Origin of the sequence: Micromonospora reichwaldensis (assembly GCF_031845925.1) — a bacterium.
Taxonomy (GTDB): domain Bacteria; phylum Actinomycetota; class Actinomycetes; order Mycobacteriales; family Micromonosporaceae; genus Micromonospora; species Micromonospora reichwaldensis.
Genome location: NZ_JAVRFL010000024.1, coordinates 60,401 through 85,257 on the forward strand (window position 1 = coordinate 60,401; position 24,857 = coordinate 85,257).

General features: G+C 74.7%; 20 protein-coding genes and 1 pseudogene. 10 read left to right on the forward strand and 11 right to left on the reverse strand.

The annotated features are described in order from the left end of the window. Positions 1 to 3: 3 nt before the first annotated feature. The 3 genes from nth to RM555_RS20270 form a co-directional block, all read right to left on the reverse strand. Entirely contained in the window at positions 4 to 792 is a 789-nt protein-coding gene (nth, locus tag RM555_RS20260) for an endonuclease III (protein WP_311413209.1), read from the reverse strand. Positions 793 to 853: 61 nt separating this feature from the next. Then, on the reverse strand, positions 854 to 2,017 hold the full coding sequence (locus RM555_RS20265; protein WP_311413210.1) for a CapA family protein: 1,164 nt from the start codon (positions 2,015 to 2,017) through the stop codon (positions 854 to 856). Positions 2,018 to 2,073: 56 nt separating this feature from the next. After that, a complete protein-coding gene (locus tag RM555_RS20270; RefSeq protein ID WP_311413211.1) occupies positions 2,074 to 2,736 on the reverse strand; it encodes an adenosylcobinamide amidohydrolase in 663 nt (220 codons plus the stop codon). A gap of 217 nt (positions 2,737 to 2,953) precedes the next feature. Here RM555_RS20270 and RM555_RS20275 point away from each other — a divergent pair, with 217 nt between their 5' ends. From RM555_RS20275 to RM555_RS20315, 9 genes and pseudogenes are all read left to right on the forward strand, one after another. Further along, positions 2,954 to 3,631, forward strand: coding sequence for a Crp/Fnr family transcriptional regulator (locus tag RM555_RS20275; protein WP_089003062.1), 678 nt, complete (start codon positions 2,954 to 2,956; stop codon positions 3,629 to 3,631). Between the two features lie 85 nt (positions 3,632 to 3,716). Continuing rightward, positions 3,717 to 4,460 (forward strand): metallophosphoesterase family protein, encoded by a 744-nt coding sequence (locus tag RM555_RS20280; RefSeq protein WP_311413212.1) that lies wholly within the window; start codon positions 3,717 to 3,719, stop codon positions 4,458 to 4,460. Between the two features lie 511 nt (positions 4,461 to 4,971). Next, positions 4,972 to 5,574 carry a TetR/AcrR family transcriptional regulator gene (locus tag RM555_RS20285; protein WP_311413213.1) on the forward strand — a complete coding sequence of 201 codons (603 nt, stop codon included), beginning with the start codon at positions 4,972 to 4,974 and terminating at the stop codon, positions 5,572 to 5,574. A gap of 53 nt (positions 5,575 to 5,627) precedes the next feature. Next, positions 5,628 to 6,407: pseudogene (locus RM555_RS20290) on the forward strand (TIGR03084 family metal-binding protein); the annotation flags it as partial. Between the two features lie 134 nt (positions 6,408 to 6,541). Next, on the forward strand, positions 6,542 to 8,263 hold the full coding sequence (locus RM555_RS20295; RefSeq protein WP_311413214.1) for an acyclic terpene utilization AtuA family protein: 1,722 nt from the start codon (positions 6,542 to 6,544) through the stop codon (positions 8,261 to 8,263). After that, positions 8,260 to 9,399: an acyl-CoA dehydrogenase family protein gene (locus RM555_RS20300; RefSeq protein WP_311413215.1), complete on the forward strand. Its 1,140-nt coding sequence runs from the start codon at positions 8,260 to 8,262 to the stop codon at positions 9,397 to 9,399. Before RM555_RS20295 ends, RM555_RS20300 begins: the two co-directional genes overlap by 4 nt. Next, a complete protein-coding gene (locus RM555_RS20305) occupies positions 9,396 to 10,997 on the forward strand; it encodes an acyl-CoA carboxylase subunit beta (protein ID WP_311413216.1) in 1,602 nt (533 codons plus the stop codon). Before RM555_RS20300 ends, RM555_RS20305 begins: the two co-directional genes overlap by 4 nt. A gap of 8 nt (positions 10,998 to 11,005) precedes the next feature. Then, positions 11,006 to 12,985, forward strand: coding sequence for an ATP-binding protein (locus RM555_RS20310; protein WP_311413217.1), 1,980 nt, complete (start codon positions 11,006 to 11,008; stop codon positions 12,983 to 12,985). Between the two features lie 16 nt (positions 12,986 to 13,001). Continuing rightward, a complete protein-coding gene (locus RM555_RS20315; RefSeq protein WP_311413218.1) occupies positions 13,002 to 14,192 on the forward strand; it encodes an acyl-CoA dehydrogenase family protein in 1,191 nt (396 codons plus the stop codon). A 49-nt stretch (positions 14,193 to 14,241) separates the two neighbouring features. On the opposite strand, the gene RM555_RS20320 is transcribed toward RM555_RS20315, so the two are convergent. Further along, positions 14,242 to 16,047, reverse strand: coding sequence for an alpha/beta hydrolase (locus RM555_RS20320; RefSeq protein ID WP_311413219.1), 1,806 nt, complete (start codon positions 16,045 to 16,047; stop codon positions 14,242 to 14,244). A 283-nt stretch (positions 16,048 to 16,330) separates the two neighbouring features. Here RM555_RS20320 and RM555_RS20325 point away from each other — a divergent pair, with 283 nt between their 5' ends. Next, a complete protein-coding gene (locus tag RM555_RS20325; RefSeq protein ID WP_311413220.1) occupies positions 16,331 to 16,678 on the forward strand; it encodes a hypothetical protein in 348 nt (115 codons plus the stop codon). Here RM555_RS20325 and RM555_RS20330 read toward each other — a convergent pair. From RM555_RS20330 to RM555_RS20360, 7 genes are all read right to left on the reverse strand, one after another. Further along, positions 16,655 to 18,160 (reverse strand): serine/threonine-protein kinase, encoded by a 1,506-nt coding sequence (locus RM555_RS20330; protein ID WP_311413221.1) that lies wholly within the window; start codon positions 18,158 to 18,160, stop codon positions 16,655 to 16,657. The genes RM555_RS20325 and RM555_RS20330 overlap by 24 nt on opposite strands. Before the next feature lie 30 nt (positions 18,161 to 18,190). After that, on the reverse strand, positions 18,191 to 18,661 hold the full coding sequence (locus RM555_RS20335) for a hypothetical protein (protein ID WP_311413222.1): 471 nt from the start codon (positions 18,659 to 18,661) through the stop codon (positions 18,191 to 18,193). Between the two features lie 127 nt (positions 18,662 to 18,788). Continuing rightward, entirely contained in the window at positions 18,789 to 22,373 is a 3,585-nt protein-coding gene (locus RM555_RS20340; RefSeq protein WP_311413223.1) for an adenylate/guanylate cyclase domain-containing protein, read from the reverse strand. Then, positions 22,370 to 23,197, reverse strand: a complete 828-nt coding sequence (locus RM555_RS20345; protein WP_311413224.1) for an MBL fold metallo-hydrolase — start codon at positions 23,195 to 23,197, stop codon at positions 22,370 to 22,372. Before RM555_RS20345 ends, RM555_RS20340 begins: the two co-directional genes overlap by 4 nt. A gap of 121 nt (positions 23,198 to 23,318) precedes the next feature. Further along, complete coding sequence (locus tag RM555_RS20350; RefSeq protein ID WP_311413225.1) at positions 23,319 to 23,780, reverse strand: RidA family protein; 462 nt, start codon at positions 23,778 to 23,780, stop codon at positions 23,319 to 23,321. Beyond that, positions 23,777 to 23,932, reverse strand: a complete 156-nt coding sequence (locus tag RM555_RS20355) for a DUF4177 domain-containing protein (protein ID WP_018222171.1) — start codon at positions 23,930 to 23,932, stop codon at positions 23,777 to 23,779. Before RM555_RS20355 ends, RM555_RS20350 begins: the two co-directional genes overlap by 4 nt. Before the next feature lie 46 nt (positions 23,933 to 23,978). Further along, positions 23,979 to 24,458, reverse strand: coding sequence for a hypothetical protein (locus RM555_RS20360; RefSeq protein WP_311413226.1), 480 nt, complete (start codon positions 24,456 to 24,458; stop codon positions 23,979 to 23,981). Between the last annotated feature and the right edge of the window lie 399 nt (positions 24,459 to 24,857).

Sequence of the window (24,857 nt, forward strand, 5' to 3'; positions counted from 1 at the left end):
CGCTCACGGGGCCTCTGCCACGACGGCCTGGACCGGCACCAGCTCCGGGTCGACCCCGGCGGCCACCGCCAGGTCCCGGGCCCGGGGGCCCTTGAGCAGCTTCGCGGCCGCCGCCGACTCGGTCGGGCCGGTGCCGTACGACGGGCACAGCTTCGCCAGGGTGCACGCCCCGCAGGCCGGCTTGCGGGCGTGGCAGACCCGCCGGCCGTGGAAGATGATCCGGTGCGACAGCATGGTCCAGTCGCGCCGGGGGAAGAGCGCCCCGATCGCGTGCTCGATCTTGACGGGGTCGGTCTCGGCGGTCAGCCGCCAGCGCTGGACCAGCCGTTGGAAGTGCGTGTCGACGGTGATCCCGGGGACGTCGAAGGCGTTGCCGAGGATGACGTTGGCGGTCTTGCGGCCGATGCCGGGCAGCGTCACCAGGTCGGCGAGCTTGCCGGGGACGCGGCCGTCGTACCGCTCCACGAGGGCCTGGCCGAGCTTGATCAGCGAATCGGTCTTGTTGCGGTAGAAGCCGGTGGGCCGGATCAGCTCCTCCAGCTCCGCCCGGTCCGCCCCCGCGTAGTCGGCGGCGCTCGGGTAGCGGGCGAAGAGCTTCGGGGTGACCTCGTTGACCTTCTTGTCCGTGCACTGCGCGGAGAGGATCGTCGCGACGGCCAACTCCAGGGCATTGGAGTGGTCCAGTTCACAGTGCGCGTCGGGGTGGGTGTCGGTCAGCGCCCGGCCGATCCGCCGGGCGCGACGGGTGCGCCCGAGGTCGGTCTCGGTGAAGCCGGAGGAACTCGTGGTCACGCCGGCCAGCCTACGTCGCCCGGCCGACGGTCGGCCGGGTCCACGCGCCGTGCCGCCCCGGTCAGCCGCCCTGCGGCGCGCTGATCTTGCCCGAGTCGTCGAAGACGGCGCCGGTCTCCGGGAAGTCGCTCTTGGTGAGCTGCTTCATCAGGCCCAGCCCACGGTCGTCCTTGTCCATGGTCGGCTTGCCGATGGAGTTCATGTACGTGGAGGCGAACGAGCCGCCGGCCCAGCTCCCGTCCGGCTTCAGCGAGACCTTCAGCACCCCGCCCCAGCCGAGCCGCCCGGCGTTGCTCAGCGAGTTGCCCCCGCCGGCGAAGTTGCCCAGGCTGTACGCGATCAGCCGGCCCTTGTAGAACTCCATGCCGCGCAGCACGTGCGGGCCGTGCCCGACGATCAGGTCCGCCCCGGCGTCGATCATCGCCTTCGAGAACTTGACCGGGTCGCCCCGGTTCTCGCCGAGGAACATCTCGGTGCCGGGCCGCACCCGCGTCTTCTCCGAGCCCTCGCCGCCCATGTGCACCTGCACCACCACGATGTCGGCCATGCCGGCGGCCTTGGTGATCACCTTCTTCGCGGCGGCGATGTCGGTGAGGCTGTTGGACCAGACGTACGACGAGAAGCCGGCGACCGCGACCTTGACCCCCTTGACGTCGACCACGGTGATCTGGTCGGGCGCCCCGGTGTGCGCGAGGTCGTACTTCTCCAGCGCCTTCTGGGTGTTCTCGTAGCCCTTCGGCCCGAAGTCGTAGCCGTGGTTGTTGGCCTGGTTGAGCAGGTCGAAGCCCGCGTCGCGCAGGTGCGCGGCGTACTCCGGCGGGGCCCGGAACTGGAAGCAGCGGGTCGAGTTCGGGCCGCACTTGCCGGTGCCGGTGTCGACGGTGAGCGGCTCCTCCAGGTTGCCCATCACCAGGTCGGCGGCGAGCGCCTTCTCGACCGAGTCGAAGAAGCCCTTCCCGCCGTTGGGGGGCAGCCGGTTCGGCGCGTTGCCCATGATGATGTCGCCGGTCGCCGAGAGCGAGATCGCCTGCTCGGCGGGCGGTGCGGTGCTCGTGGGCTCGCCCGAGCGGACCGGGGCGCCGGTGTTGCCGCCGCCCGTGCCGGGCTGCCAGACCGCGTCGGACCCGGACCCGGGCCCCCCGCAGCCGGCGGTGAGTAGGACGGCGAGCAGCCCGCCGAGGGCGAGTGCGGCCCGGCGACGCGGAGAGGAGGCGGCAGCGTACATCGAGCGCGACCTTATCGGGTGGGCAACGCCGAAACGAGGGCCGATCGGACGGAGTCTCAGCCCGCCAGTCGGTCCGACCACGGGACCACGGTGCCCGCCCCGCCGGCCGTCACGGCGGCGTGCACGGCCCGGGCCAGCGGGGCGCCCCAGGTGGAGCGCGGTCCGCCGTACGCCGACTCGGGGCCGTCGACCGGGCAGAGCACGGTGACCGCGTCCGTCGGGGTGCCGGTGCCCGGCACGCCCAACTCGGCGATCGCCTGCGCCTTCGCCTCGGTGGCGGTGGCCACCGCGTTGACGAGGGCGGCGTCGCCGAGCCGGGCCGGGACGTACACCACGATGTTGACGGTGCCGACCCGCTGGGCCAGCGCCGCCGGGGCGGGCTCCGCCGCCCGGACCGGGGTGCCCAGGCCGACCGTCACCCAGGCCCGCACGCCGGTGTCCGTCCGGGCGACCACCTCGGCGACGTCCACCCCGGTCAGCAGGCCCACCCCGGGCCCGCCGAGGTCGAGCCGGTCGGCCAGTTCGGCCAGGTGGTCGGCGGGGTCGTCCCGGTCGTACGACATGGGCACGGTCGCGTTGACGACCCAGTGCCGGACGCCGATCCCGCCGCCCAGCGGCGCGGAACTGACCGCGCGCAGCGGGCGGTCGGCGCGCCAGAACAGCAGCGGGACGTCCCGACCGTCCTCCGGGCGGGCGGTCAGCACGGGTTCACTCAGCACGTGGTGACCCTACGACCCGGGTGTCCGGGGCAGGATCGGCGTCCGGTAGGGCGCGCGATCTTACTGCTTGATCAGGCCCGGCAGGTTACGCCCAACGATCAAGTTTCCAGGGGTGCACCTCTGATTGCTGCTCACGTGCGCCTAGACTGGCGACGCGCGAGGGATCAGCGGACGGCGGACCCGGCCGACGGACGGCACGCGCAGGCGGAGGTGCGCGATGGACGAGGTACTGGCCCGCAGCGGGATCTTCCAGGGCGTCGACCCGGAGGCTGCCGAGGCGCTCGCCAAGGAGATGGAGACGCTCGAGGTCCGTAAGGGCGAGATCGTCTTCAACGAGGGCGAGCCCGGCGACAGTCTCTACATCCTGCTGTCCGGCAAGATCAAGGTGGGTCGGCGGGCTGCCGACGGCCGACAGAACCTGATCGCGGTGATGGGCCCGTCGGACATGGTGGGCGAGCTGTCGCTCTTCGACCCCGGCCCCCGCACGGCGACCGCCACCGCGGTGACCGACACCCGGCTGGTGCGGCTGCGCAAGCAGGCCCTGCGCCCGTGGCTGAACAACCGGCCGGAGATCGCCGAGCAGTTGCTCCGCGTGCTCGCCCGCCGGCTGCGGCGGACGAACGACTCGCTGGCCGACCTGATCTTCACGGACGTGCCCGGCCGCGTCGCCAAGAACCTGCTCCAGATGGCCGGCCGCTTCGGCACCCGCGACGGCGGCGTGCTGCGGGTGACCCACGACCTCACCCAGGAGGAGATCGCCCAGCTCGTCGGCGCCTCCCGGGAGACCGTCAACAAGGCGCTGGCCGACTTCGCCTCGCGCGGGTGGCTGCGCCTGGACGGCAAGAGCATCATCATCCTCGACCCGGAGCGCCTGGCCCGCCGCGCCCGCGTCTGACGCACCCGGCTGATCCGCCCCGGGCTCTGTCTGCCCGGGGCAGAATCGCTGGACTCCGGCACGGGCCGGTGGGCACGGTGGAGCGATGCTGAACCGGGTCGCCGTTCTCTCCGACATCCACGGTGCGCTGCCGGCGCTGGAGGCCGTGCTGGCCGAGCCCGACGTCGCCGCCGCCGACCTGATCGTGCTCACCGGTGACATCGCGGCCGGCCCGCAGCCGGTCGAGGTGCTGGACGTGCTCGCCGGCCTGGGCGACCGGGCCTGCTGGGTCCGGGGCAACGCGGACCGCGAGCTGGTGGAGGCGCGGGCCGGCCGCCCGTCCCCAATTGACGTCTCCAACTGGGCGGCGGAGCAGCTCCGTGACGACCAGGTGGCCCGGTTGGCGGCGCTGCCGCTGACGGTCACCCTGGAGGTCGCCGGCCTCGGTCCGGTGCTGTTCTGCCACGCCACCCCCCGCGACGACGAGGAGGTCGTGCTCGTCGACTCCCGGATGGAACGCTGGGCGGAGGTGCTCGCCGACGTCCCCGCCGAGGTGGGAACGGTGGTCTGCGGGCACACCCACATGCCGTTCACCCGCCTGGCCGACCTCCGGCTGTTCGTCAACCCGGGCAGCATCGGGATGCCTTACGGCGGCCCCGGCGCCTTCTGGGCGCTCCTCGGGCCCGGCGTGGACCTGCGGCGTACCCCCTTCGACGTGGACGCCGCCTGCGCCCGGGTGGCGGCCGAGTCGGGCTTTCCCGACGCCGCCGACTGGGCGGACGAGTACCTGCGCTCCCGACACAGCGACGCCGCGGCCCTCACGGTCTTCGCCCCGCGCGACGGCCGCTGAGCACCGGCCGGCGCTCGCCCGCCCCGACGCTCCCCGCCCCGCTGCTCCCCGCCCCGCTGCTCCCCGCTCCCGGTGGTCGACCGTTCCTGGTGTTCCCGCTCCCGGTGCTCCCGCTCCCGGTGGTCGGCCGCTGCCGGTGTTCCCCGCCTTCAATGGTCGCCCGCACCTGGTGATCGACCGGGACCAGCCCGGGGCGCGGACGGCACTCGCTGCGCCCTGTCGAGCTGCCCCGTCCATAGGACCGGCCGTCCTGTCCGAGTGTCCGGGTGCGCCTGTGGCCTCACCATGGGCGACTGCCCCATCCATAGGGGCAGCTCGACAGTGCCCGATCGCCTGGTCCCTACCCCCAAAGCGACACACGCCGATCTGACCGCGAGCACGCGGTGGGGCACCGACGTAACCAGGTCGATCGCGATGCGGACGTCACGGTCGGCACCCGCCATGCGCAGTCCCGACCCGACAAGAAAAAGTCAGTCTTGACTGTTTGTTTTCCGCGCGGCACGCTGTCCCCGTGCCCGCATCGACCCGCGTCCCTCAGCAGGAACGCAGCCGCGCCACCCAGGCGCGGCTGCTGGAGGCGACCGTCGAGTGCCTGGTCGAGCACGGCTGGTCCGGCACCACCACCACCGTCGTCGCGGCCCGGGCCGGCGTCTCGCGCGGCGCCCAGCTGCACCACTACCCCACCAAGGCAGCGCTGGTCACGGCCGCCGTCGTCCACCTCGCGGAGCGGCGGGCGGAGGAGCTGCGCACCGAGGCCGAGGCGCTGCCGCCCGGCCCGCAGCGGCTCGACCGGGTGATCGACCTGCTCGGCGCGGCCTTCACCGGCCCGCTCTTCGTCGCCGCCCTCGAACTGTGGGTCGCCGCGCGCACCGACCGGGAGCTGCGCGAGGCGCTGGTGCCGCTGGAGGCCCGGGTCGGCCGCGAGATGCACCGGCTCACCGTCGCGCTGCTCGACGTGGACGAACGCCGTCCGGGCGTACGCGAGGCGGTGCAGGCGACCCTCGACCTGCTCCGCGGGCTCGGCGTGGCCAACCTGCTCAACGACGACTCGACCCGCCGCGCCGCCCTGCTGCACACCTGGAAGCGCCAGCTCGCCACCCTGCTCACCCCCTGACCGCCCGCCCTGACCGGCCCGTCCTGGCCGCCCGCCCAGCCCCCGGAGGCACCATGGTCGACCTCAAGGACCTGCTCGCGGACCTGGCCGACGAGTCCCAGCAGCTCGACGACCTGGTGACCGGCCCGCCGACCGGCTGGGGGCGCGCCACGCCGTCCCCGGGCTGGAGCGTCGGGCACCAGATCGCCCACCTCGCCTGGACCGACCACGTCGCACTGCTCGCCGCCGCCGACGGCGAGGCGTTCCTCGCCGTCGTGCTCGCCGCCCCCGACCCGGCCCGGCTCGTCGACGTCGGAGTGGCGGAGTTCCTCGCCCCACCGAGCGAGTTGCTTCCCCGCTGGCGTGCCGGCCGGGCGGCGCTCGCCGACGCCTTGGCACGCGTGCCGGCGGGCGGGAAGCTGCCCTGGTTCGGCACCCGGATGTCGGCCGCCTCGATGGCCACCGCCCGGATCATGGAGACCTGGGCGCACGGCACGGACGTGGCCGACGCGCTCGGCGTCACCCGCCCCGGCACGGCCCGACTGCGGCACGTGGCGCACCTCGGCTTCCGTACCCTCGGCCACAGCTTCGCCGCCCACGGCCGGCCGGTGCCCACGGCGCCGGTGCGGGTCGAGCTGGCGGCGCCGGACGGCGACACCTGGTCGTACGGCCCGGCCGACGCCGCCGACCGGGTCACCGGCCCCGCGCTGGACTTCTGCCTGCTGGTCACCCAGCGGAGGCACCGCGCGGACCTGGCGCTGGCGGCGACCGGACCGGTCGCCGACGCCTGGCTGGACGTCGCGCAGGCCTTCGCCGGCCCACCCGGGCCCGGCCGCCCGCCGGCGGCCCCCGCACCCGGCACGGCCGACGCACCCGACGCGATCGACGCGACCGACACGGCGGACACGGCCGACGCGATCGACACGGCCGACGCGGTCCCCGCTGCCGGGGCGGCCGGCGGGACCGGCGTGGCGGGCGGGGTGCCGGCGTGAGCGACGTGCTGCGGGTGGGCAACGCCTCCGGCTTCTACGGCGACCGGTTCTCGGCGTGGCGGGAGATGCTCGACGGCGGCGAGGTGGACGTGCTGACCGGCGACTATCTCGCCGAGCTGACCATGCTGATCCTCGGCCGGGACCGGCTGCGCGACCCCTCCCTCGGCTACGCGAAGACCTTCCTCCGCCAACTGGAGGGCTGCCTCGGTACGGCGCTGGACCGGGGCGTACGGATCGTGACCAACGCCGGCGGGCTGAACCCGGCCGGCCTGGCCACCGCCATCGGGTCCCTCGCCGACCGGCTCGGCCTGGCCGTCCGGGTCGGGTACGTCGAGGGCGACGCCCTCGCCCGCCCGGACGCGCTGACGGCGAACGCCTACCTGGGGGCGTACGGCATCGCCGCCTGCCTGGACGGCGGGGCGGACGTGGTGGTCACCGGCCGGGTCACCGACGCCTCCCTGGTGGTCGGGCCGGCGATCGCCCGGTTCGGCTGGGGACGCGACGACCTCGACGCACTGGCCGGGGCGACCGTCGCCGGTCACCTGGTCGAGTGCGGGGCGCAGGTGACCGGGGGCAACTTCAGCTTCTTCACGGAGCTGCCCGACGGCGGGCGGCGCCCCGGCTTCCCGGTCGCCGAGCTGCACCCCGACGGCTCCTGTGTGATCACGAAGCACCCGGGCACGGGCGGCGCGGTCACCGTGGAGACGGTCACCGCCCAGCTGCTCTACGAGGTCGGCGGCCCGGCCTACCTCGGGCCGGACGTGGTGACCCGGCTGGACACGGTGGAGCTGACCGCCGACGGGCCGGACCGGGTACGGGTGAGCGGCGTCCGGGGCACGCCCCCGCCGGGCACCCTCAAGGTGGGCGTCAACAACCTCGGCGGCTTCCGCAACTCGATGACCTTCGTCCTGTGCGGCCTCGACATCCCCGCCAAGGCGGCCCTGGTGCGGAGCCAGGTCGAGGCGGCGGTCGGCACGGAGGGGCTGGAGTTCACCCTGGCCCGTACCGACCACGCCGACGCGGTCGACACCGAGGCGGCGAGCGCGCTGCTGCACGTACACCTGCGGGACGGCGACAAGGCGCGGGCCGGGCGGGCGTTCTCGGCCGCCGCGGTGGAGCTGGCCCTGGCCTCCTACCCCGGCTGCACGCTGACCACGCTGCCGGGTGACGCGACGCCCTACGGGGTGTTCACCGCCGACGCCGTGCCGCAGGACGCGGTGCCGCACGTGGCGGTGCTCCCCTCCGGCGAGCGGGTGTCGATCGCACCCCCACCGACGATGTGTGAGGAAGGGCCCCCTGCACATCAGCAGGCGATGGCAGGGGGCCCTTCCTCACACCTGACCCGGCGCGCGCCGCTCGGCGAGCTGGTCGGGGCGCGCTCCGGCGACAAGGGCGGCGACGCCAACCTGGGCGTCTGGGCCCGCACCGACGCCACCTGGTCGTGGCTGCGCGGCTGGCTGACCACCGCGCGGCTGCGCGAGCTGCTGCCGGAGACCGCGCCGCTGACCGTGGAGCGGTACGAGCTGCCGAACCTACGGGCGGTCAACTTCGTCGTCTGGGGCCTGCTCGGGCAGGGGGTGGCGGCCTCCACCCGGTTCGATCCGCAGGCCAAGGCGCTCGGCGAGCTGCTCCGGTCCCGGCTCGTCGACCTGCCGGCGGAGCTCACGCCCGGACCGGACTCCCCGGCCGGCGGCGCGGCGCCCCGGGAGGGCCGATGAGCATCGTGGACACGCCGGAGCGCCGGCAACTGCGGGAGCTGACCCGGGCCTTCGTCACCCGGGAGGTGCTGCCGCACCTGGACGACTGGGAGCGGGTTGGCGAGATCCCCCGGGAACTGCACGCCACCGCCGCCAGGCTCGGCCTGCTCGGCATCGGCTTCCCGGAGGCCGTCGGCGGCAGCGGCGGTGACCTGCTCGACACGGTCATCGTCACCGAGGAGATCATCCGCTCCGGCGGCTCGTCCGGGCTGATCGCGGCGCTGTTCACCCACGGCATCGCCCTGCCGCACATCGTCGCCTCCGGCGACGCGGAGCTGATCGACCGGTACGTCCGGCCCACGCTGGCCGGCACCATGATCGGCGCGTTGGCGATCACCGAACCGGACGGCGGCTCGGACGTGGCGAGCATCCGCAGCCACGCCCAGCGCGACGGCGACCACTACGTGGTCAACGGGTCGAAGACCTACATCACCAGCGGCGTCCGGGCCGACTTCGTGACCACCGCCGTCTGCACCCTGCCGCCGGGCACCGGCGCCCTGACCCTGCTGGTGATCGACAAGGGCACGCCGGGCTTCACGGTCGGGCGTCGGCTGGAGAAGCTCGGCTGGCACTGCTCCGACACCGCCGAGCTCTCCTTCGTCGACGTCCGGGTGCCGGTGACGAACCGGGTCGGCGCGGAGGACACCGCCTTCCTGGCGATCATGCAGAACTTCGCCGCGGAGCGGCTCTCCCTCGCCACCCAGGCGTACGCCATCGCGCAGCGTTCCGTCGAGCTGGCGGTGCGCTGGTGCCGGGACCGGTCCACGTTCGGACGCCCCCTGGCGAGCCGACAACTGATCCGGCACCGGCTGGCCGAGATGCACACCCGCGCCGAGGCGGCCCGCGCGTACGTGCACGAGGTGGCGGCCCGGGTGGCGGCGGGCGAGCCGGTGGTGACCGAGGTGGCGATGGCGAAGAACGTCGCGGTGGCCGCCTGCGCCGGGGTGGTCGACCAGGCGCTGCAACTGCACGGCGGCTACGGCTACCTGCGCGACGCCGAGGTGGAGCGGCACTACCGCGACGCCCGGATCCTCGGCATCGGCGGCGGCACCACCGAGATCATGAACGAGATCATCGCGAAGGGCATGGGCCTATGACGACACTGCGCAGCGCGGTCGACGCGTCCTCGCCGGGGTACCGCGCCAACCGGGAGGCGCTGCTGGAGCGCCTCGCCGAGCTGGAGACGGCCCTCGACCAGGCCCGCGCCGGCGGCGGCGAGAAGTACGTGGCCCGGCACCACAAGCGGGGCAAGCTGCTGCCCCGGGAGCGGATCGAGCTGCTGCTCGACCCGGACAGCCCGTTCCTGGAGCTGTCGCCGGTGGCGGCGTACGGCACCGACTTTCCCGTCGGCGCCAGCGTGGTGACCGGCATCGGCGTCGTCGAGGGCGTCGAGTGCCTGATCGTCGCGAACGATCCGACGGTACGCGGGGGCGCGGTGAACCCGTGGTCGCTGGCGAAGACCCGCCGGGCGGGCGAGATCGCCCTGGCCAACCGGCTGCCGATGGTGAACCTGGTCGAGTCGGCGGGCGCGGACCTGCCCACCCAGGCGGAGATCTTCATCCCGGGCGGGCGGGTGTTCCGCGACCTGACCCGGCTCTCGGCCGCGAAGATCCCCACGGTCAGCGTGGTCTTCGGCAACGCGACCGCCGGGGGCGCGTACGTGCCGGGGATGTCCGACCAGGTGATCATGATCCGGGACCGGTCGCAGGTCTACCTGGCCGGGCCGCCGCTGGTGAAGATGGCCACCGGCGAGGTCACCGACGACGAGTCCCTCGGCGGGGCGGCGATGCACGCGGGCACGTCCGGCCTGGCCGACTTCCTCGCCGAGGACGAGGCCGACGGCATCCGGCTGGCCCGGCAGTGCGTACGCCGGCTGAACCGGCGCAAGCAGGGCCCGCCGCCGCGCAACCCGTTCCCGGCCCCGCCCAGGTACGACCCGGAGGAGCTGCTCGGCATCGCCAGCGCCGACCTGAAGGTGCCGTTCGACCCGCGCGAGGTGCTGGCCCGGGTGCTCGACGGCAGCGAGTTCGACGAGTTCAAGCCGGCCTACGGCACCGCCCTGGTGACCGGCTGGGGCGAGCTGCACGGCTATCCCGTCGGGGTGCTGGCCAACGCGCGGGGCGTGCTGTTCAGCGAGGAGGCGCAGAAGGCGGCCCAGTTCATCCAGCTCGCCAACGCCGCCGACACGCCGCTGGTCTTCCTCCAGAACACCACCGGCTACATGGTCGGCACCGAGTACGAGCAGCGCGGCATCATCAAGCACGGCGCCTTGATGATCAACGCGGTGTCGAACTCGACGGTGCCGCACCTGACGGTCAACCTGGGCGCCTCCTACGGCGCCGGCAACTACGGCATGTGCGGCCGGGCGTACGAGCCGAGGTTCCTGTTCACCTGGCCGAACGCCAAGTCGGCGGTGATGGGGCCGGCGCAGCTCGCGGGCGTGCTGTCCATCGTGGCCCGGCAGGCCGCCGCCGCCCGGGGGCGGGACTACGACGAGGACTCCGACGCCGCGATGCGGATGATGGTCGAGCAGCAGATCGAATCGCAGTCCGGTGCGCTCTTCCTCTCCGGCCGGCTCTACGACGACGGGGTGATCGACCCCCGGGACACCCGTACCGTCCTCGGGCTCTGCCTGTCGGCGATCCACACCGGACCAGTCAGGGGCGCCGACGGCTTCGGCGTCTTCCGAATGTGAGGGCGGCCATGATCACGAGACTTCTGGTGGCGAACCGGGGCGAGATCGCGCGCCGGGTCTTCGCCACCTGTCGGACGCTGGGCGTCGAGACGGTGGCCGTGCACTCCGACGCCGACGCCGACGCGCCGTTCGTGGCCGAGGCCGACCACGCCGTCCGGCTGCCCGGGAACACGCCCGCCGAGACGTACCTGCGCATCGACCTCATCCTGGACGCGGCCCGCAGGACGGGGGCGGACGCCGTCCATCCCGGCTACGGCTTCCTCGCCGAGAACGCCGAGTTCGCCGCGGCGGTGACCGACGCCGGGCTGACCTGGGTCGGCCCGCCCGCCAAGGCGATCGCCGCGATGGGCGACAAGGTGGCGGCGAAGGCCCTGCTCGCCGAGGCGGGCGTGCCGATGCTGCCCACCTGGACCGACGCCGACGAGATCACCGACTTCCCGGTGCTGGTGAAGGCGTCCGCCGGCGGCGGCGGGCGCGGCATGCGGATCGTCCGCGACGCCGCCGGGCTCGCCGAGGCCGTCGCCTCCGCGCGCCGCGAGGCGGCTGCGGCGTTCGGCGACGGCACGGTCTTCATCGAGCGGTACGTCGAGCGCGGCCGGCACGTCGAGGTGCAGATCTTCGGCGACACGCACGGTACGGTGGCCGCCCTCGGCGTGCGCGAGTGCTCGATCCAGCGCCGGCACCAGAAGCTCGTGGAGGAGGCACCCGGCGTCCTTCCCCGGGAGGTGCGGGAACGGCTGCACGAGGCGGCGGTGGCCGCCGGCCGGGCGGTCGACTACGTGGGCGCCGGCACGGTCGAGTTCCTGCTCGCGCCCGACGGGGAGATCTACTTCCTGGAGATGAACACCCGCCTCCAGGTCGAGCACCCGGTCACCGAGCTGATCGCCGTCGGCGGGCTGGACCTGGTTCGGCTGCAACTGCTGGTAGCCGAGGGCGAGCCCCTGCCGGAACACCTCCACGACCGGGTGGCGGTGCGGGGCTACGCGATCGAGGTGCGGTTGTGCGCCGAGGATCCGGTGCACGGGTACCGGCCGGCGGCGGGGGTTCTGCACCGGTTCGCGATTCCCGGGGTCGAGCGCGAGTTCGAGAACCTCTCCCGGGCAGGCCTGCGGCTCGACTCCGGTGTCGTGGACGGCTCGGTGGTGGGCGTCCACTACGACTCGATGCTCGCCAAGGTGATCGCCTGGGCGCCCACCCGCGCCGAGGCGGCCCGCGCCCTGGCCGGCGCGCTGGCCGGGGCCGAGCTGCACGGCGTGGCCACCAACCGCGACCTGCTGGTCCGGGTGCTGCGCAGCCGCGGGTACGGCGCCGTGGAGATCGACACCGGATTCCTGGACCGGCACGAAGAGGTCTTCGCCCCGCTGCTGCCGGCCGACCAGCTCCCCCTGGTGGCCCTGGCCGCCGCGCTGGCCACCGCCGCAGCCCGGCGGGCCGCCGCGCCGGTGCTCGCCGGCCTCCCGTCGGGCTGGCGCAACGTGCCCGCGTTCCCGCAGGTCACCCGCTATGCGGGACCGGACGGCGAGATCGAGGTCCGCTACCGGCTGGACCGCTCAGGCGGCCTCGCCGAGTGGTCGGCCTCGCCGGGCGCGCCGTCGCCCGTGGTGAGCCTTGTCCAGGCCGCCCCGGACCGGGTGGTGCTCGACGTCGACGGGGTGCGGCGGGCGTACCGCGTACACCGGGTGTCCTCGGAGGTCTTCGTGGACGGCCCGGACGGGGCGGCGAGCCTGACCGAGCTGCCGCGTTTCCCCGAGCCCACGGCGGAGCTGGCGGCCGGGTCGCTGGTCGCGCCGCTGCCCGGCGCGGTGACCCGGGTGCACGTCGAGGTCGGTCAGCGGGTGGCGGCCGGCGACCTGCTGCTGACCCTGGAAGCGATGAAGCTGGAACATCCCGTGCTCGCCCCGGCCGACGGCGTGGTCGCCGAGCTTCCGGTCGCGGCCGGCGGGCAGGTCGACACGGGCGCCGTGCTGGCCGTGGTCGACCCCGAGTGATCCTGGAGGCCCCCCGATGAACTTCGACCTCACCCCCGAGCAGGACCAGCTCCGCGACGCCGTGCGCGCCCTGGGCCGCCGGTACGGCCACGACTACTTCGTCGCCAAGGCGAGATCCGGCGAGCACACCACCGAGCTGTGGGACGAGGCCGGCCGGCTGGGCTACCTCGGGGTCAACATCCCCATCGAGTACGGCGGCGGCGGGGGCGGGATCACCGAGCTGGCCATCGTCTGCGAGGAACTGGCGGCGGCCGGCTGCCCGCTGCTGCTGCTGGTGGTCTCCCCCGCCATCGCGGCCACGGTGATCGCCCGGCACGGCACCGAGGAGCAGCGCAAGCGCTTCCTGCCCGGCTTCGCGGACGGCTCGCTGAAGGTGGTCTTCGCGATCACCGAGCCGGAGGCCGGCTCCAACTTCCACCGGCTCGGCACGGTGGCCCGCCGCGACGGCGACGACTGGCTGCTCTCCGGCCGCAAGTGCTACATCTCGGGCGTCGACGAGGCGTCGTACGTGCTGGTCGTCGCCCGCGTCGCTGTCGAAGACGGCCAGTCCGGCACAGGGGATGCCACTCCGCAGAAACTGAAGCCGGCGCTGTTCATCGTGCCGACCGACGCGCCGGGGCTGACCCGCTCCAAGCTGGACATGGAGATCGTCTCCCCGGAGAACCAGTTCCTGCTCTACCTCGACGACGTGCGGCTGCCCGCCGACGCGCTGGTCGGCGAGTCGCTGGACGCCGGCCTGCCGGCGCTGTTCGCCGGGCTCAACCCGGAGCGGATCACGGTCGCCGCGATGGGCGCCGGCACCGGCCGGTACGCGATCGAGCGGGCCAGCGAGTACACGGCCACCCGCAAGGTCTGGGGCGGCCGGACCATCGGCTCCCACCAGGGCGTGGCCCACCCGCTCGCGCACGCCGCCGTGCAGGTGGAGCTGGCCCGCCTGATGATCCACAAGGCGGCCACCCTCTACGACGCGGGCCGCGACCTGGAGGCCGGGGTCTCCGGCAACATGGCCAAGTACGCCGCCGGGGAGGCCGCGGCGCTGGCCGTCGACACCGCCGTCCAGGTGCTCGGCGGGGCCGGCATGACCACCGAGTACGGCGTGGCCACGCTCCTCGGTGCGGTACGCGCCGGCCGGATCGCCCCGGTCAGCCGCGAGATGATCCTCAACTTCGTCGCCCAGCACGTCCTCGGCCAGGACAAGTCCTACTGAGCGGGCCGGGGTGCGGCGCGCGCCCGATCGCCCGCCGCACCCCGGGTCCTCAGCGGACGGTCAGCGAGCCGACCGCCGGCAGCGGGGCGACCACCGGCGGGAGCCGCTTCGGCTCACCCCGCCCGGGGGCGCCCTTGGCCGCCAGCGCACCCTTCGACGCCTCCGCCCGACGGGTCGCCTCCGGTTCGGCCGGCAGCTCGGCGAACGGCTGGACGTCGCCCACGCAGACCTTGCCGTTGGCCGGCAGCGCCCCGCGCAGCAGGTACGCGTCGACGGCGCCGGTCACGCAGGCCGACGTCCCGTACGCGGTGTGCCCCCAGCTGTCGCTGCTGAGCAGGCGGCTGTTCGGCAGCAGCCGGGCCGAGCTGACCGCGCCCCGGTAGTTGGTCGCCGGGTCCCAGTAGTTGCCCACGACCAGCACCGGCGCGGCGGTCCGCCGGTTGAACGGGCCGGTGTAGGCGTCCTCGTCCCGCACGGTCCAGCTCTTGCGGGCGCACGGCGAGGTGACCCACGTCCACAGCCGACCGAAGTACGGGTCGCGCTTGTCGGCGTTCGCGGCCAGCGCCGGGAACGAGCCGGCGTCCTTCGGGTGGTACGCGTCGGTGCAGTCCACGCCGAGGAAGGTCTCCAATCCGTTCTCGTACGGGAAGTCGTACCGTCGGGCCTGCTCGCGGGCCTTGGCGGCCTGGCGGGTCACGTCGGCCGTCGCCGGGCGGCGGGCGGCCGGCGACGACGCCGGATCGGTGAGCACCAGCAGGGCGGCGGTGAGGTCGACGACCTCGGTGTAGCCCGTCGGGCCGTAGAGCATGCTGAGGTTGGCGGCGACGAAGTCGGCGTACGTGATGGTGACCGGGCCGAGGTCGGGGTCCTCGATGACCACCGGCTTGGCCCGCAGCCGCTTCGCGACCAGGTCGAACGAGGCGACAGGATCGCCCTCGGCCAGCGCACACGCCTCCGCGCCGGCCTTGTCGCAGCGCACCAGGATCTCCCGCAGCGCCTTGTACGCGCCCTGTGCGCTGCGCATCCGGTCCTCCTGGGGCAGGCTGCGCGCCCTGCCCTGGCCGACCCACTCGTTCGGGTTGAGCACGCCGTCGATCACCAGGGCGCGGACCCGGTCCGGGAACATGTTGGCGTAGTACTGGCCGAGGATGCTGCCGTAGCTGAAGCCGAGGAAGGTGAGCTTCCGGTCGCCCACGGCGCGGCGCAGCACGTCCATGTCGCGGGCGACCTCGGCGGTCGACATCGCGCCGGTGAGCGGCCTGCCCGTGGTGGAACAGCCCTTGCCGACGGCCTTCGAGGAGGCGACGTAGGCCTTCTCCTCGGCCTTCGTCCACGGGAACGCCACGTTCAGCCCGGCGTACGCCCGGGTCTGCTCCTTCACCGAGGGGAAGCACCTGACCTGCTGGCTGGCGGCGACGCCGCGCGGGTCGACGCCGACGATGTCGAAGCGGTCCAGCACCTCGTCGCCGAGGAAGTACGGCGCGGCGAGCGCGACGTCGGTGCCGGAGCCGCCGGGGCCGCCCGGGTTGACGAAGAGGCTGCCGATCTTCCGCTGCTGGTCGCGGGCCTTGACCCGCAGCACGGCGACCTCGGTCGTCGGGCCGTTCGGCTTGTCGTAGTCGCGGGGCAGCCGGACGGTGGCGCACTCGGCGTAGTCGTAGCAGGCGTACCAGTCCAGTTGGGGCGTGGGCACCCGGTCGACCCGGCGGGCCTCCTGCGGGCTGGTCCGGTCGGAGGTGACCGGACGGTCCCCGCCGGCGGGGGACGGTGCGGCGGCGGCGGGTGCGACCGCGGCGCCGGCGAGGAGGACGCCGGCGATTCCCGCGGCGGCGAGGGACCGGTTTCGTCGTGGCATGTGGACGCCTTCCGGTGGGCGACAGGACGGTCGAGCCGTGGCTCGACCTCCGTCACTCTAGGAACGGCGGACCAGGATTACCGGCCGGCGAACGGCCGCATAACCGACAAACCGCTGACCGATGTAACGAATTGTTCACCGTCGACGCTTTTGGCGGCGGCCAGGTGCAGTGGCCCGGTGTCTGCCGGCGCGCCGGCTCACCCGATGCCGGCCATCCACGCCGGCGGCCATCCGGTGCCGGCGACCCGGTTGACAGCGGGCCCCGCAGGGACATCCTGGACGGGTGAGACTTGCGAGGCCCGATGCACGGGCGAAGGCGGTGGCGGCCGCGCTGGTGGCGGCCTCCCTGCTGGTGACGCTGATCGTGTGGGGGCGCCAGGATCTCGTCGGCGTGACGTTGGCGCTGCTCTGCGTACTCACGACGATGATCGCGGCGGTGTCCGTGGCGGCGGCCCGGCAGGATGACGGCCCGGAACCGGCGGTCACGCCGAACGGCCCGGGGCAGCCCGTCGGGGGACTGTACGGCGTCGACGCCGACACGCTGGAGTCGCTGGACCACCGGGAGGCCGTCCGCGCCATGCGGGAGCGCCACCGGGGACGCGGCGGCTCAGCGGCCCGTGAGGGTGGGTGAGGCGAGCGCGTCGAGCCCACGCCCGGCCAGGCAGCGGTACGTCCGGTCGGCGTCGGCCCCGGCCGGGGGCAGCACCTCCAGGTTCCAGCCGTCCGCGTAGCTGATTCCGCTGGTGAGCCGGAAGGTGGTCTCGTTGCAGACCCCGCGTACCACCGCGGCCGCGCTGACCTCGTCGTGGCCGGCGCCGACCAGGGTGTCGGGGAGCCTGCCCTCGGCGTAGCTCTCCCAGGTGTGCTGGCCGTCGCAGGGCACCCGGGGCGCCCGGGTCCGCGCGCCGCGCACCTCCATCGGCCCGAAGCACTCCAACTCGTCGGCGCAGCCCGCGCCGGCCGGCAACGCGGTCGTCAGGGCGCAGGCGGGCAGCACCGTGCTCGTCGCCGCCACGCCGGCCGTCGGCGACGGGCCCGGGCTGGAGACCGCGCCGGCCAGCCAGGCGCCGGCGCCGGCCGAGGCGGCCAACGCGACCATCCCGGCGCCGCCGAGGAACCAGCGCCGCCGACGCCGCTGGCCGGCGGTGGGCACCGTGGGGTGGAGGTCCTCCACCGGCGGTCGCGGAGCGGGCCGGGAGACGTGGTCCACGCCGTACGGGCCGACGGGGCCGGGCACGCCGCTGACCGGCCCCGGAAGGCCCGTGCCGGCCGCCGGGGAGCCGGCGGGACCGAGCGGCAGGCCGACCAGCAGGTCGCGCAGCTCGACGGCCGAGGGACGCTCGCCGGGGTCGTTGGACATCCCGACCCGGAGCACGTCGATCATCTCGGCCGGCACCCCGGGCAGGCCGGGAACCGGCTGGTGGAACATCTCCAGCACGGTGACCAGGCTGGGGTTGCGTTCGGACTGCCAGCGCGGCGGGCGGCCGTGCATCACCGCGTAGAGGGTGGCGCAGAGGGCGTAGACGTCGACGGCGGGCGACGGCGGGCTGTGGTTGAACATCTCCGGCGGCGCGTAGGCCGGGGTGAGCACCTCCAGGGCGACCGAGGCGTCACGCATCTCGGCCACCACGGCCAGCCCGAAGTCGGCCAGCACCGCCGAGTTGAAGTGCGAGTAGAGGATGTTCGCCGGCTTGACGTCGCGGTGCAGCACGCCGGCGGCGTGCGAGTGGGCGATGGCATCGGCGATCTTGACCCCGAGGTCGCGCGCCTCGGCGGGCCCGAGCGGCGAGGTCCGCATCCGCTCGGCGTACGAGCCGTCGCAGAGCTCCATGATCAGATAGGGGTGCTGGTCGACCGTGACCCCGACGTCGAAGAGGTCGACGACGTGCGGGTGGGACGACATCCGCCCGGCGGCCCGCGCCTCGCGCAGGAAGCGGGCCTGGTCGTGCTCGCTGTCGAGGGTGCGATTCTCCACCTTGACCGCGACCTCGCGCCCCACCGAGATCTGGGTCGCCTTGTAGATCGTCGCGTAGCCTCCCCTGGCAAACACGTGCAGATCGGTCAGACCGGGCACAATGGGCGTCGGCAGGGCGCCGGGCGGGGTCGCGGTCACAGCTCGAAAATACCCAACCGGACCGACGGCTCAGTGAACCGCATCAGCGGCCGGAACGGCACCGGCTGCGGAGTCGCCTCCGCCGCCCACCGCCCCCGGGCCCGCGCGACGGTCGTCCCACCAGAGCCCGACGGCGGTCGCCACCGCGCCGAGGCCCTCCCAGGCGGCCACTCCGAAGAACCGCCCGGGCGCGATGTCGGCCAGCACCGCGATGCTGAACACCGTGAACGTGACCAGCCGGAACAGCACCGTGAAGCGGAAGAACGACCGCCACTCGGTGACGGTGGCGAGCAGGTAGTAGACCCCCATGTTGAACGAGGCCATCGAGGAGGCGATCAGGAAGGTGCCGGTGTGGTCGCCGGCCGCGCGCGTCGCCGGCACCTCGAAGCCGAGCATTCGCAGCAGCGCCTCCGGCCAGACCAGCCCGACCGCGCCCATGAGCAGGGCCAGCACGCCGAAGACCGCGATCGTCCATCCGGCGGCCGAACGCGGCAACCTCATCACGGCCCTCCCCAGACCCGACGCGGTCGCACGACCGACCGCCCCTCGGACCTGACACGCTATCGGCCATCCCCGACACACCGCATCCCCAGAACCGCCAGACCTTCCGGTTCCGGGGTCCGCGGGACTAGGGGGTGGTCAGGCGCGCCCACAGGGCGTCGGCGGCAGCGCGCTCGCTGCGCTGCTCGGTCGCGTACGCCAGGCGGACCGCCTCCTCGGCGCTGGCGAGCGCCTCCGCGGACCGGCCGCAGGCCGCGAGCGCCTCGGCGAGCGCCCGGGCGGCGACCACCTGGCTGCGCACGTCCTCCGCGGGGGCGGCGACGGCCCGCCGGGCCCAGTCCAGCGCCTGCTCGCACTGGCCGTGGGCGAGCAGGGCGGAAGCGTAGCGGGCCATGGTCTGGCGGCGGGAGAAGAGCAGCGAGGGCACGGTGGCGGCGGCGGTGGCCACCGGGGCGAGCAGCCCCACGGCGGTCGCCGAGTCGCCGGCGGCCAGCCGGGCGGTGGCCAGCAGCACCCGGGGCCCCACCTGGGCGGGCGCCTGCGGGTTGTGCGGCTCGACGGCGGTCAGCACCGACCGGGCGTCCCGCTCGGCCGTGTCGCAGTCGCCCAGGTCCAGCGCCACGAACCCGCGCAGCGTGCCGGCCATCCCGGTGAGCAACGGGTGCGACGTCCGCTCCGCGTACGACAGCGCGTCGGTGAGCAGGTCGGCGGCGTGCCCCGGCTCGCCCAGCCCGCGCGCCACGACGCCCCGGACGACCAGCGCGAACCCGCGCCCCCAGTCGTCGGAGGCGGCGGCGAACTCGCGGTACGCCCGACGGGCCCCCCGGTCCGCCTCGCCCAGCTCGCCCAGCTCGGCGGTGGCGAACGCCTCGACCGCGCGCAGCGTGCCTACCGCCCACGCCTCGCCGACCCGCTCGCCGAACGGCAGGAAGACCTGCGCCATCCGGCACGCCTCGCGCAGCCGGCCGGCGAGCAGCCGGGCGAAGGCGGTGGTGCCGCGCAGCCAGGCCCGCCCGTACGGGTCCTTCAGCTCGGCGAAGAGCCGGGCGGCCCGGCCGAGCACGGCGTCGGTGCCGGCGAAGTCGCCCCGGGTCGTGGTCACCCAGGCCAGGTTCTGCAACGACCACGCCTGCCCCCGGCGGTCCTGCGACTGGAGACTGACCTGGTACGACGCGGCGAGCCGGCTGCTGGCCTGCCCCAACCGCCCGGCGACGAAGTCGGCCATGCCGAGGCGGCGCATCGCCGAGGCGCGCAGCGTCGGCAGCCCGCCGGCCGTGGCCACCTGCAACGCCTCCTGCCAGCAGCCCACCGCGCGCGCCTGGTCGCCCATGGTCTGGTGGGCCTGCCCGGCGAGCAGCAGCGCGCTGGTCCGGACGGCGGACTCGTCGCCGGCGTTGGCGGCGATCTTCTCGGCGAAGGCGAGCGCGTCGGCGGGGCGTCCGACCTGGAGCAGCGCCCGGGCGTGCACCACCCGGTCGGCCGCCGGCACCCCGTCACGGGCCAGCTCGGCCGCGCGTTCGGCGTACTCCACGGCCAGCGCGGGCTCACCCGCCTGCAACGAGCGGCGCGCGGCCCCACCGAGCGCGGCGACGCCCAGACCGACGACGGCCCGCGCCGGCGCGTCCGGCCGCAGCCCGACCGCGTCGGCCAGCGCGGCGGCCCGTTCCACGTGCTGGGCCACGAAGACGTCCCGGGCCGCCTCGGCGAAGCCGCCCGGCGTGCCCGCCCCCGCCGACGGGCCGGCCGCGGCCCACCGGGCCAGCGCCGCGTGCCGCTCGGCCAGTTCGGCCTTGCTCACCCCGGCGTACGCGGCCTCCCGCATCAGCGGGGTCGCGAAGGCGTACCCGGTGCGGGTGCGGTGCAGCATCCGGCGTTGCAGCAGCTCCTCCACCGCCCGTTCCAGCTCGACGGCGACCACCGCCGCCGGGCGGCCGTCGCGGCCGGCCCGCTGCTCGCGCAGCGCCTCCAGCGCACCGTCCGGCACCGTGTCGCCGACGACGGCCGCGTCCCGCAGCACGGAGCGGGCCTCCGCCGGCAGCGCGTCGATGCGCGCGGCGAGCACCGCGGCCAGGTCGCGGGAGAGCAGGCGGCTGCCGAGCGAGCCGGGCACCAGTCGCCAGCCGCCCGGATTCGGGGAGTTCCGCTCGGCGACGGTCGTCAGCGCGCCCCGCTCCATCAGCAGGGTGACCAGCTCGGCCAGGTAGAACGGGTTGCCCTGGGCGGTGGCGAGCAGCCGGTCGGCGTCGGCCTGCGGCAGCCTGCCGCCGCCGAGGTAGGTGGTGAGCAGCCGGGCCGCGTCGGCGCCGCGCAGCGGCGGCAGCGCGTGCACCTCGGCGTCGGCGACCCGGGTCAGCGCCCCGGCGGTACGCACCAGCTCGGGCCGGCCGAGCAGCAGCACCAGCACCGGGCCGGCGAGCCGGGACAGGGTGACCCCGAGCGCCTCGATGGTCTCGGCGGTGGCGTCGTGCAGGTCGTCGACGACGACCACCAGGGGCGCCTCCCCGGCGAGCGCGGTGAGCAGGTCCGCGACGGCGTTCGGCACGGTGTCGGCGTCGGCGGGCTGGGCGGTGCCCCACTCGCCCTGGTCGGCCGGGCCGCCACCGGGCAGCTCGGCGTACCCGAGCAGGGCCAGCAGCTGGTCGGTGGCGACCGGCGCCGGCGCGCCGGTGCGGCTGAGTCGCTGGCCGAGCCGGCGCAGGCGTTCCTCGACGGCCGGGCGGGTGAGCGCGGTGGCGGCGTCGTTGGGCAGGCCGACCGCCGCCCGGACCAGGTCGGCGAGGGGCGCGAGCCGGCGTCGCTCGCCGAACGCGGCGCAGCGCACCGACAGCACCCGGGCGCCGGTGTGCGCGGCGTACCGGCCCGGTCCCACGTCGTAGCCGGCGGCGAGGCGTTCCACCTCGGCGGCGAACCGGGACTTGCCGATCCCGGCCTCGGCGGTCATCAGCAGCACCCGGGGTTCGGCGCGGTCGATCACCTCGGCGAGCCGGCCGGCGACCCGGCCGATCTCGGTCTCCCGGCCGACGAAGGGCGCCTCGTCGCCGAGGCCGGACCTGGTGCCCGGGGCGTCCAGGAGGCCGAGCAGCTCGTACGCCTCGACCGGCTCCCGCTTGCCCTTGAGCCGCAGCGGGCGCAACGCCCGCCAGGAGGCCACGTGCCGGGTGGCGGCGGAGGTCCGCGCCCCCGCGTAGACCGCGCCGACGGCGGCGGCGTCGGCCAGCCGGGCGGCGGTGTTGACGGTGTCGCCGATGACCGTGTATTCGATCGCGGCCTGGATGCCGGCGATCACGTCGCCGGTGTTCAGCCCGACCCGCAGGCCGAGCGGCGCGCCGCCGCCCCGCTCGTCGTCGAGCACCCGGCGGACCGCCCGCTGCATCGACAGCGCGGCCCGCACGGCCCGCTCGGCGTCGTCCTCGTGCGCGACCGGCGCCCCGAAGACCGCCATGATCCCGTCGCCGGTGAGCTTGTCGACGTGGCCGCCGAACGTCTTCACCGCGCCGGCCAGCGCGGCGAGCACCCGGTCGGTGACCGCGCCGACGCGTTCCGGGTCGAGGTCCTCCGACCAGGAGGTGAAGTCGGACAGGTCGCCGAAGAGCACCGTCACCACGCGGCGCTCGGCCGCGGGCAGCGTCGCGGCGGCCGGCAGCGCGGCGCCGCAGTTGTGGCAGAACCGCGCGCCGGGCACGGCGACGGTTCCGCACACCGGGCAGGTCACGCTTGCTCCAACCCCGCGGCACCTCCGCCGGATTCCCGGCCCAGGTACTCCAGCTGGGCCCGGACGGACCACTCGGCGGCCCACCACAGCGACCGGTCGACGTCGGCGTAGACCGTCGCGACCACCTCCGCGGCGGTGGTGGCACCCCCGGCGACCGCCGCCCGGACCTGGTCGAGCCTGGTCCGGCGGTGGGCCAGGTAGAAGTCCGCGGCCACGCCGCAGTCGGCCAGCGCCGGGCCGTGCCCCGGCAGCGCCGGGATCCCCCGGTACGTCGAGAGCAGCTCCAGGCTGGCCAGGTAGTCCCCGAGGTGCCCGTCCGGGTGGGCGACCACGGTGGTCCCCCGGCCCAGGATCGTGTCGCCGGTCAGGACCACCCGCTCGTCGCCGTACTCGACCAGGAAGCAGACCGAGTCGCCGGTGTGCCCGGGGGTCGGCACGAGTCGGACGCCGAGCCCGTGGCCGTCCAGCTCCCCGCCCGGCCCGGTCAGCGGCTCTCCGGCGATGGTGTGCGCCGGGTCGGCGGCGCGTACCGGCACCCCGCCGAGCAGCTCGTGCAGGCGGCGCGAGCCGTCGGTGTGGTCGGGATGGCCGTGGGTGATCAGCACCAGGCCGATCGGCCCCTGCGCGGCGATCGCCGCCAGGTGCCCCTCGTCGGCCGGGCCCGGGTCGACGACGACGGCGTGCTCCCGGCCGGGGGCGCGCAGCACCCAGGTGTTGGTGCCGTCGAGCGTCATCGGCCCGGGGTTCGGGGCACGCAGCAGCGTCACCCAACCCGGCAACCCGTCGGCGAGCGCCGCCGCCGGCGCGGTGAAGTGCCCGGTCATGGCTGCGATCGTACGGCCCCGCCGGCCACTCCCCGCGATCTTGCAGACTCCGCCTCTGATACGTCCCGGTTCACGGCTTTTACCGGGCGTAAGGCGCAAGATCGCGGGGAGGTGGTGCGGGTCAGGAGACCTCGACGACGACCTCGACCTCGACGGGGGCGTCCAGGGGCAGCTCGGCCACGCCGACGGCGCTGCGCGCGTGCCGGCCGGCCTCACCGAAGACCGCGCCGAACAGGTCGGACGCGCCGTTGATCACGCCCGGGATGGCGGTGAAGCCGGAGGAGGCCGCGACGAAGCCGGTCAGCTTGACGACCTTGACGACGTTCTCCAGGCCGACCAGCGAGTCGATCGCGGCCAGCGCGTTGAGCGCGCACTGCTGGGCCAGGTCCTTGGCCTGGTCTGCGGAGACGCCGGCGCCGACCTTGCCGGTGGCGAGCAGCTTCCCCTCGACCATCGGCAGTTGCCCGGAGACGTAGACGTGCTGCCCGGACTGGACGGCCGGCACGTAGCTGGCCAACGGCGGGACCACCTCGGGCAGCGTGTGCCCGAGTTCGGCGAGTTTCGCGTGCGGACCGTTGCTCATGCCTTCGGCCGCTTCAGGTAGGCGACGAGCTGCTCCGGATTGGGACCGGGAACCACGGAGACGAGTTCCCACCCGTCCTCACCCCAGTTGTCGAGGATCTGCTTGGTCGCGTGGACCAGCAGCGGGACCGTGGAGTATTCCCACTTCTGCATCGGTGGAGGGCTCCCTTGGCTGGAGTTCGACTTCTCGACGCACAGCCTACGGTCCGGCGGACGGGCGGGGCGCGGGACGCTGCTCCGGGGGCGCCGGCACCTCCCCGCAGGAGCCGCCGTGCTCGTACGGCTGGGGGCAGCGGGAGCGGTCCGGCAGCAGCAGGTCGCAGAAGACGCGGTGCCGGTTGTTCTGGTCGTCGGTGCTGGAGACGGTGGTCTCGCCGGCGTCCAGCTCGCTGAGGAAGCTCAGCGAGGTGGCGACCGTTCCGGCCAGCGCGGTGGCCGCCCTCAGGTCGGCGACCCGGATCGGCAGGTGGATGACGAAGCCGGGCTCCTCCTCGTCCCGGGCTCCCGGGCCCGGCCGGGCGGGCACGCGCACCACCTCGACGGGTTCGGCGAGCCGCCGGTACGACCGTTCGTTGACGGGCAGGCCGACGCCGCCCTCGGTCTCCCCCGGGAAGCCGGGCCGCCGCGCCCGGTCGCCCGCCGGGACCTGGGCCCGAGGAATGTTGTCCACGTCGCGCATGCCTTGCCTCCGGACGTCGTACCTGGTCAGGTCATCGCTCGCGGGTCCGGACCCTCCGCCCGGCCCGCCCCCCGCGCCGCTGAGAACGTAGGTCGGGGGCGACGGACACGCCAACCGGACGCGCACAGACGATCACCCAAAGTCACATATGCGACACACCATCGGTAAGGAACCTGATGGCACCCGCCGCCCCCCGGAGCGGGGAACCGACCGTTACCCTTCCGGTCGGACGGGCGCTCCGCCGGCTCGCCGCCAGCCCGATCACGCTCGTCGCCCGGTCAGGCGACGACGCCGCAACCCGGGGGATGAGATGACCCAACCACCCAGCGGTGGCCCCGTCGGACCGCCGGCCGACCAGCCCGGCTCCCCGGCGACTCCCGACCCGGCCGCCGCACCGGA

Bases quoted from the DNA above. Each gene is read 5' to 3' on its own strand.
- RM555_RS20265 (WP_311413210.1), bottom strand. From the start codon at position 2,017: ATGTACGCTGCCGCCTCCTCTCCGCGTCGCCGGGCCGCACTCGCCCTC.
- RM555_RS20310 (WP_311413217.1), top strand. From the start codon at position 11,006: ATGATCACGAGACTTCTGGTGGCGAACCGGGGCGAGATCGCGCGCCGG.
- RM555_RS20315 (WP_311413218.1), top strand. From the start codon at position 13,002: ATGAACTTCGACCTCACCCCCGAGCAGGACCAGCTCCGCGACGCCGTG.
- RM555_RS20280 (WP_311413212.1), top strand. From the start codon at position 3,717: ATGCTGAACCGGGTCGCCGTTCTCTCCGACATCCACGGTGCGCTGCCG.
- RM555_RS20345 (WP_311413224.1), bottom strand. From the start codon at position 23,197: ATGACCGGGCACTTCACCGCGCCGGCGGCGGCGCTCGCCGACGGGTTG.
- RM555_RS20305 (WP_311413216.1), top strand. From the start codon at position 9,396: ATGACGACACTGCGCAGCGCGGTCGACGCGTCCTCGCCGGGGTACCGC.
- RM555_RS20275 (WP_089003062.1), top strand. From the start codon at position 2,954: ATGGACGAGGTACTGGCCCGCAGCGGGATCTTCCAGGGCGTCGACCCG.
- RM555_RS20355 (WP_018222171.1), bottom strand. From the start codon at position 23,932: ATGCAGAAGTGGGAATACTCCACGGTCCCGCTGCTGGTCCACGCGACC.
- RM555_RS20320 (WP_311413219.1), bottom strand. From the start codon at position 16,047: ATGCCACGACGAAACCGGTCCCTCGCCGCCGCGGGAATCGCCGGCGTC.
- RM555_RS20335 (WP_311413222.1), bottom strand. From the start codon at position 18,661: ATGAGGTTGCCGCGTTCGGCCGCCGGATGGACGATCGCGGTCTTCGGC.
- RM555_RS20350 (WP_311413225.1), bottom strand. From the start codon at position 23,780: ATGAGCAACGGTCCGCACGCGAAACTCGCCGAACTCGGGCACACGCTG.
- RM555_RS20360 (WP_311413226.1), bottom strand. From the start codon at position 24,458: ATGCGCGACGTGGACAACATTCCTCGGGCCCAGGTCCCGGCGGGCGAC.
- RM555_RS20300 (WP_311413215.1), top strand. From the start codon at position 8,260: ATGAGCATCGTGGACACGCCGGAGCGCCGGCAACTGCGGGAGCTGACC.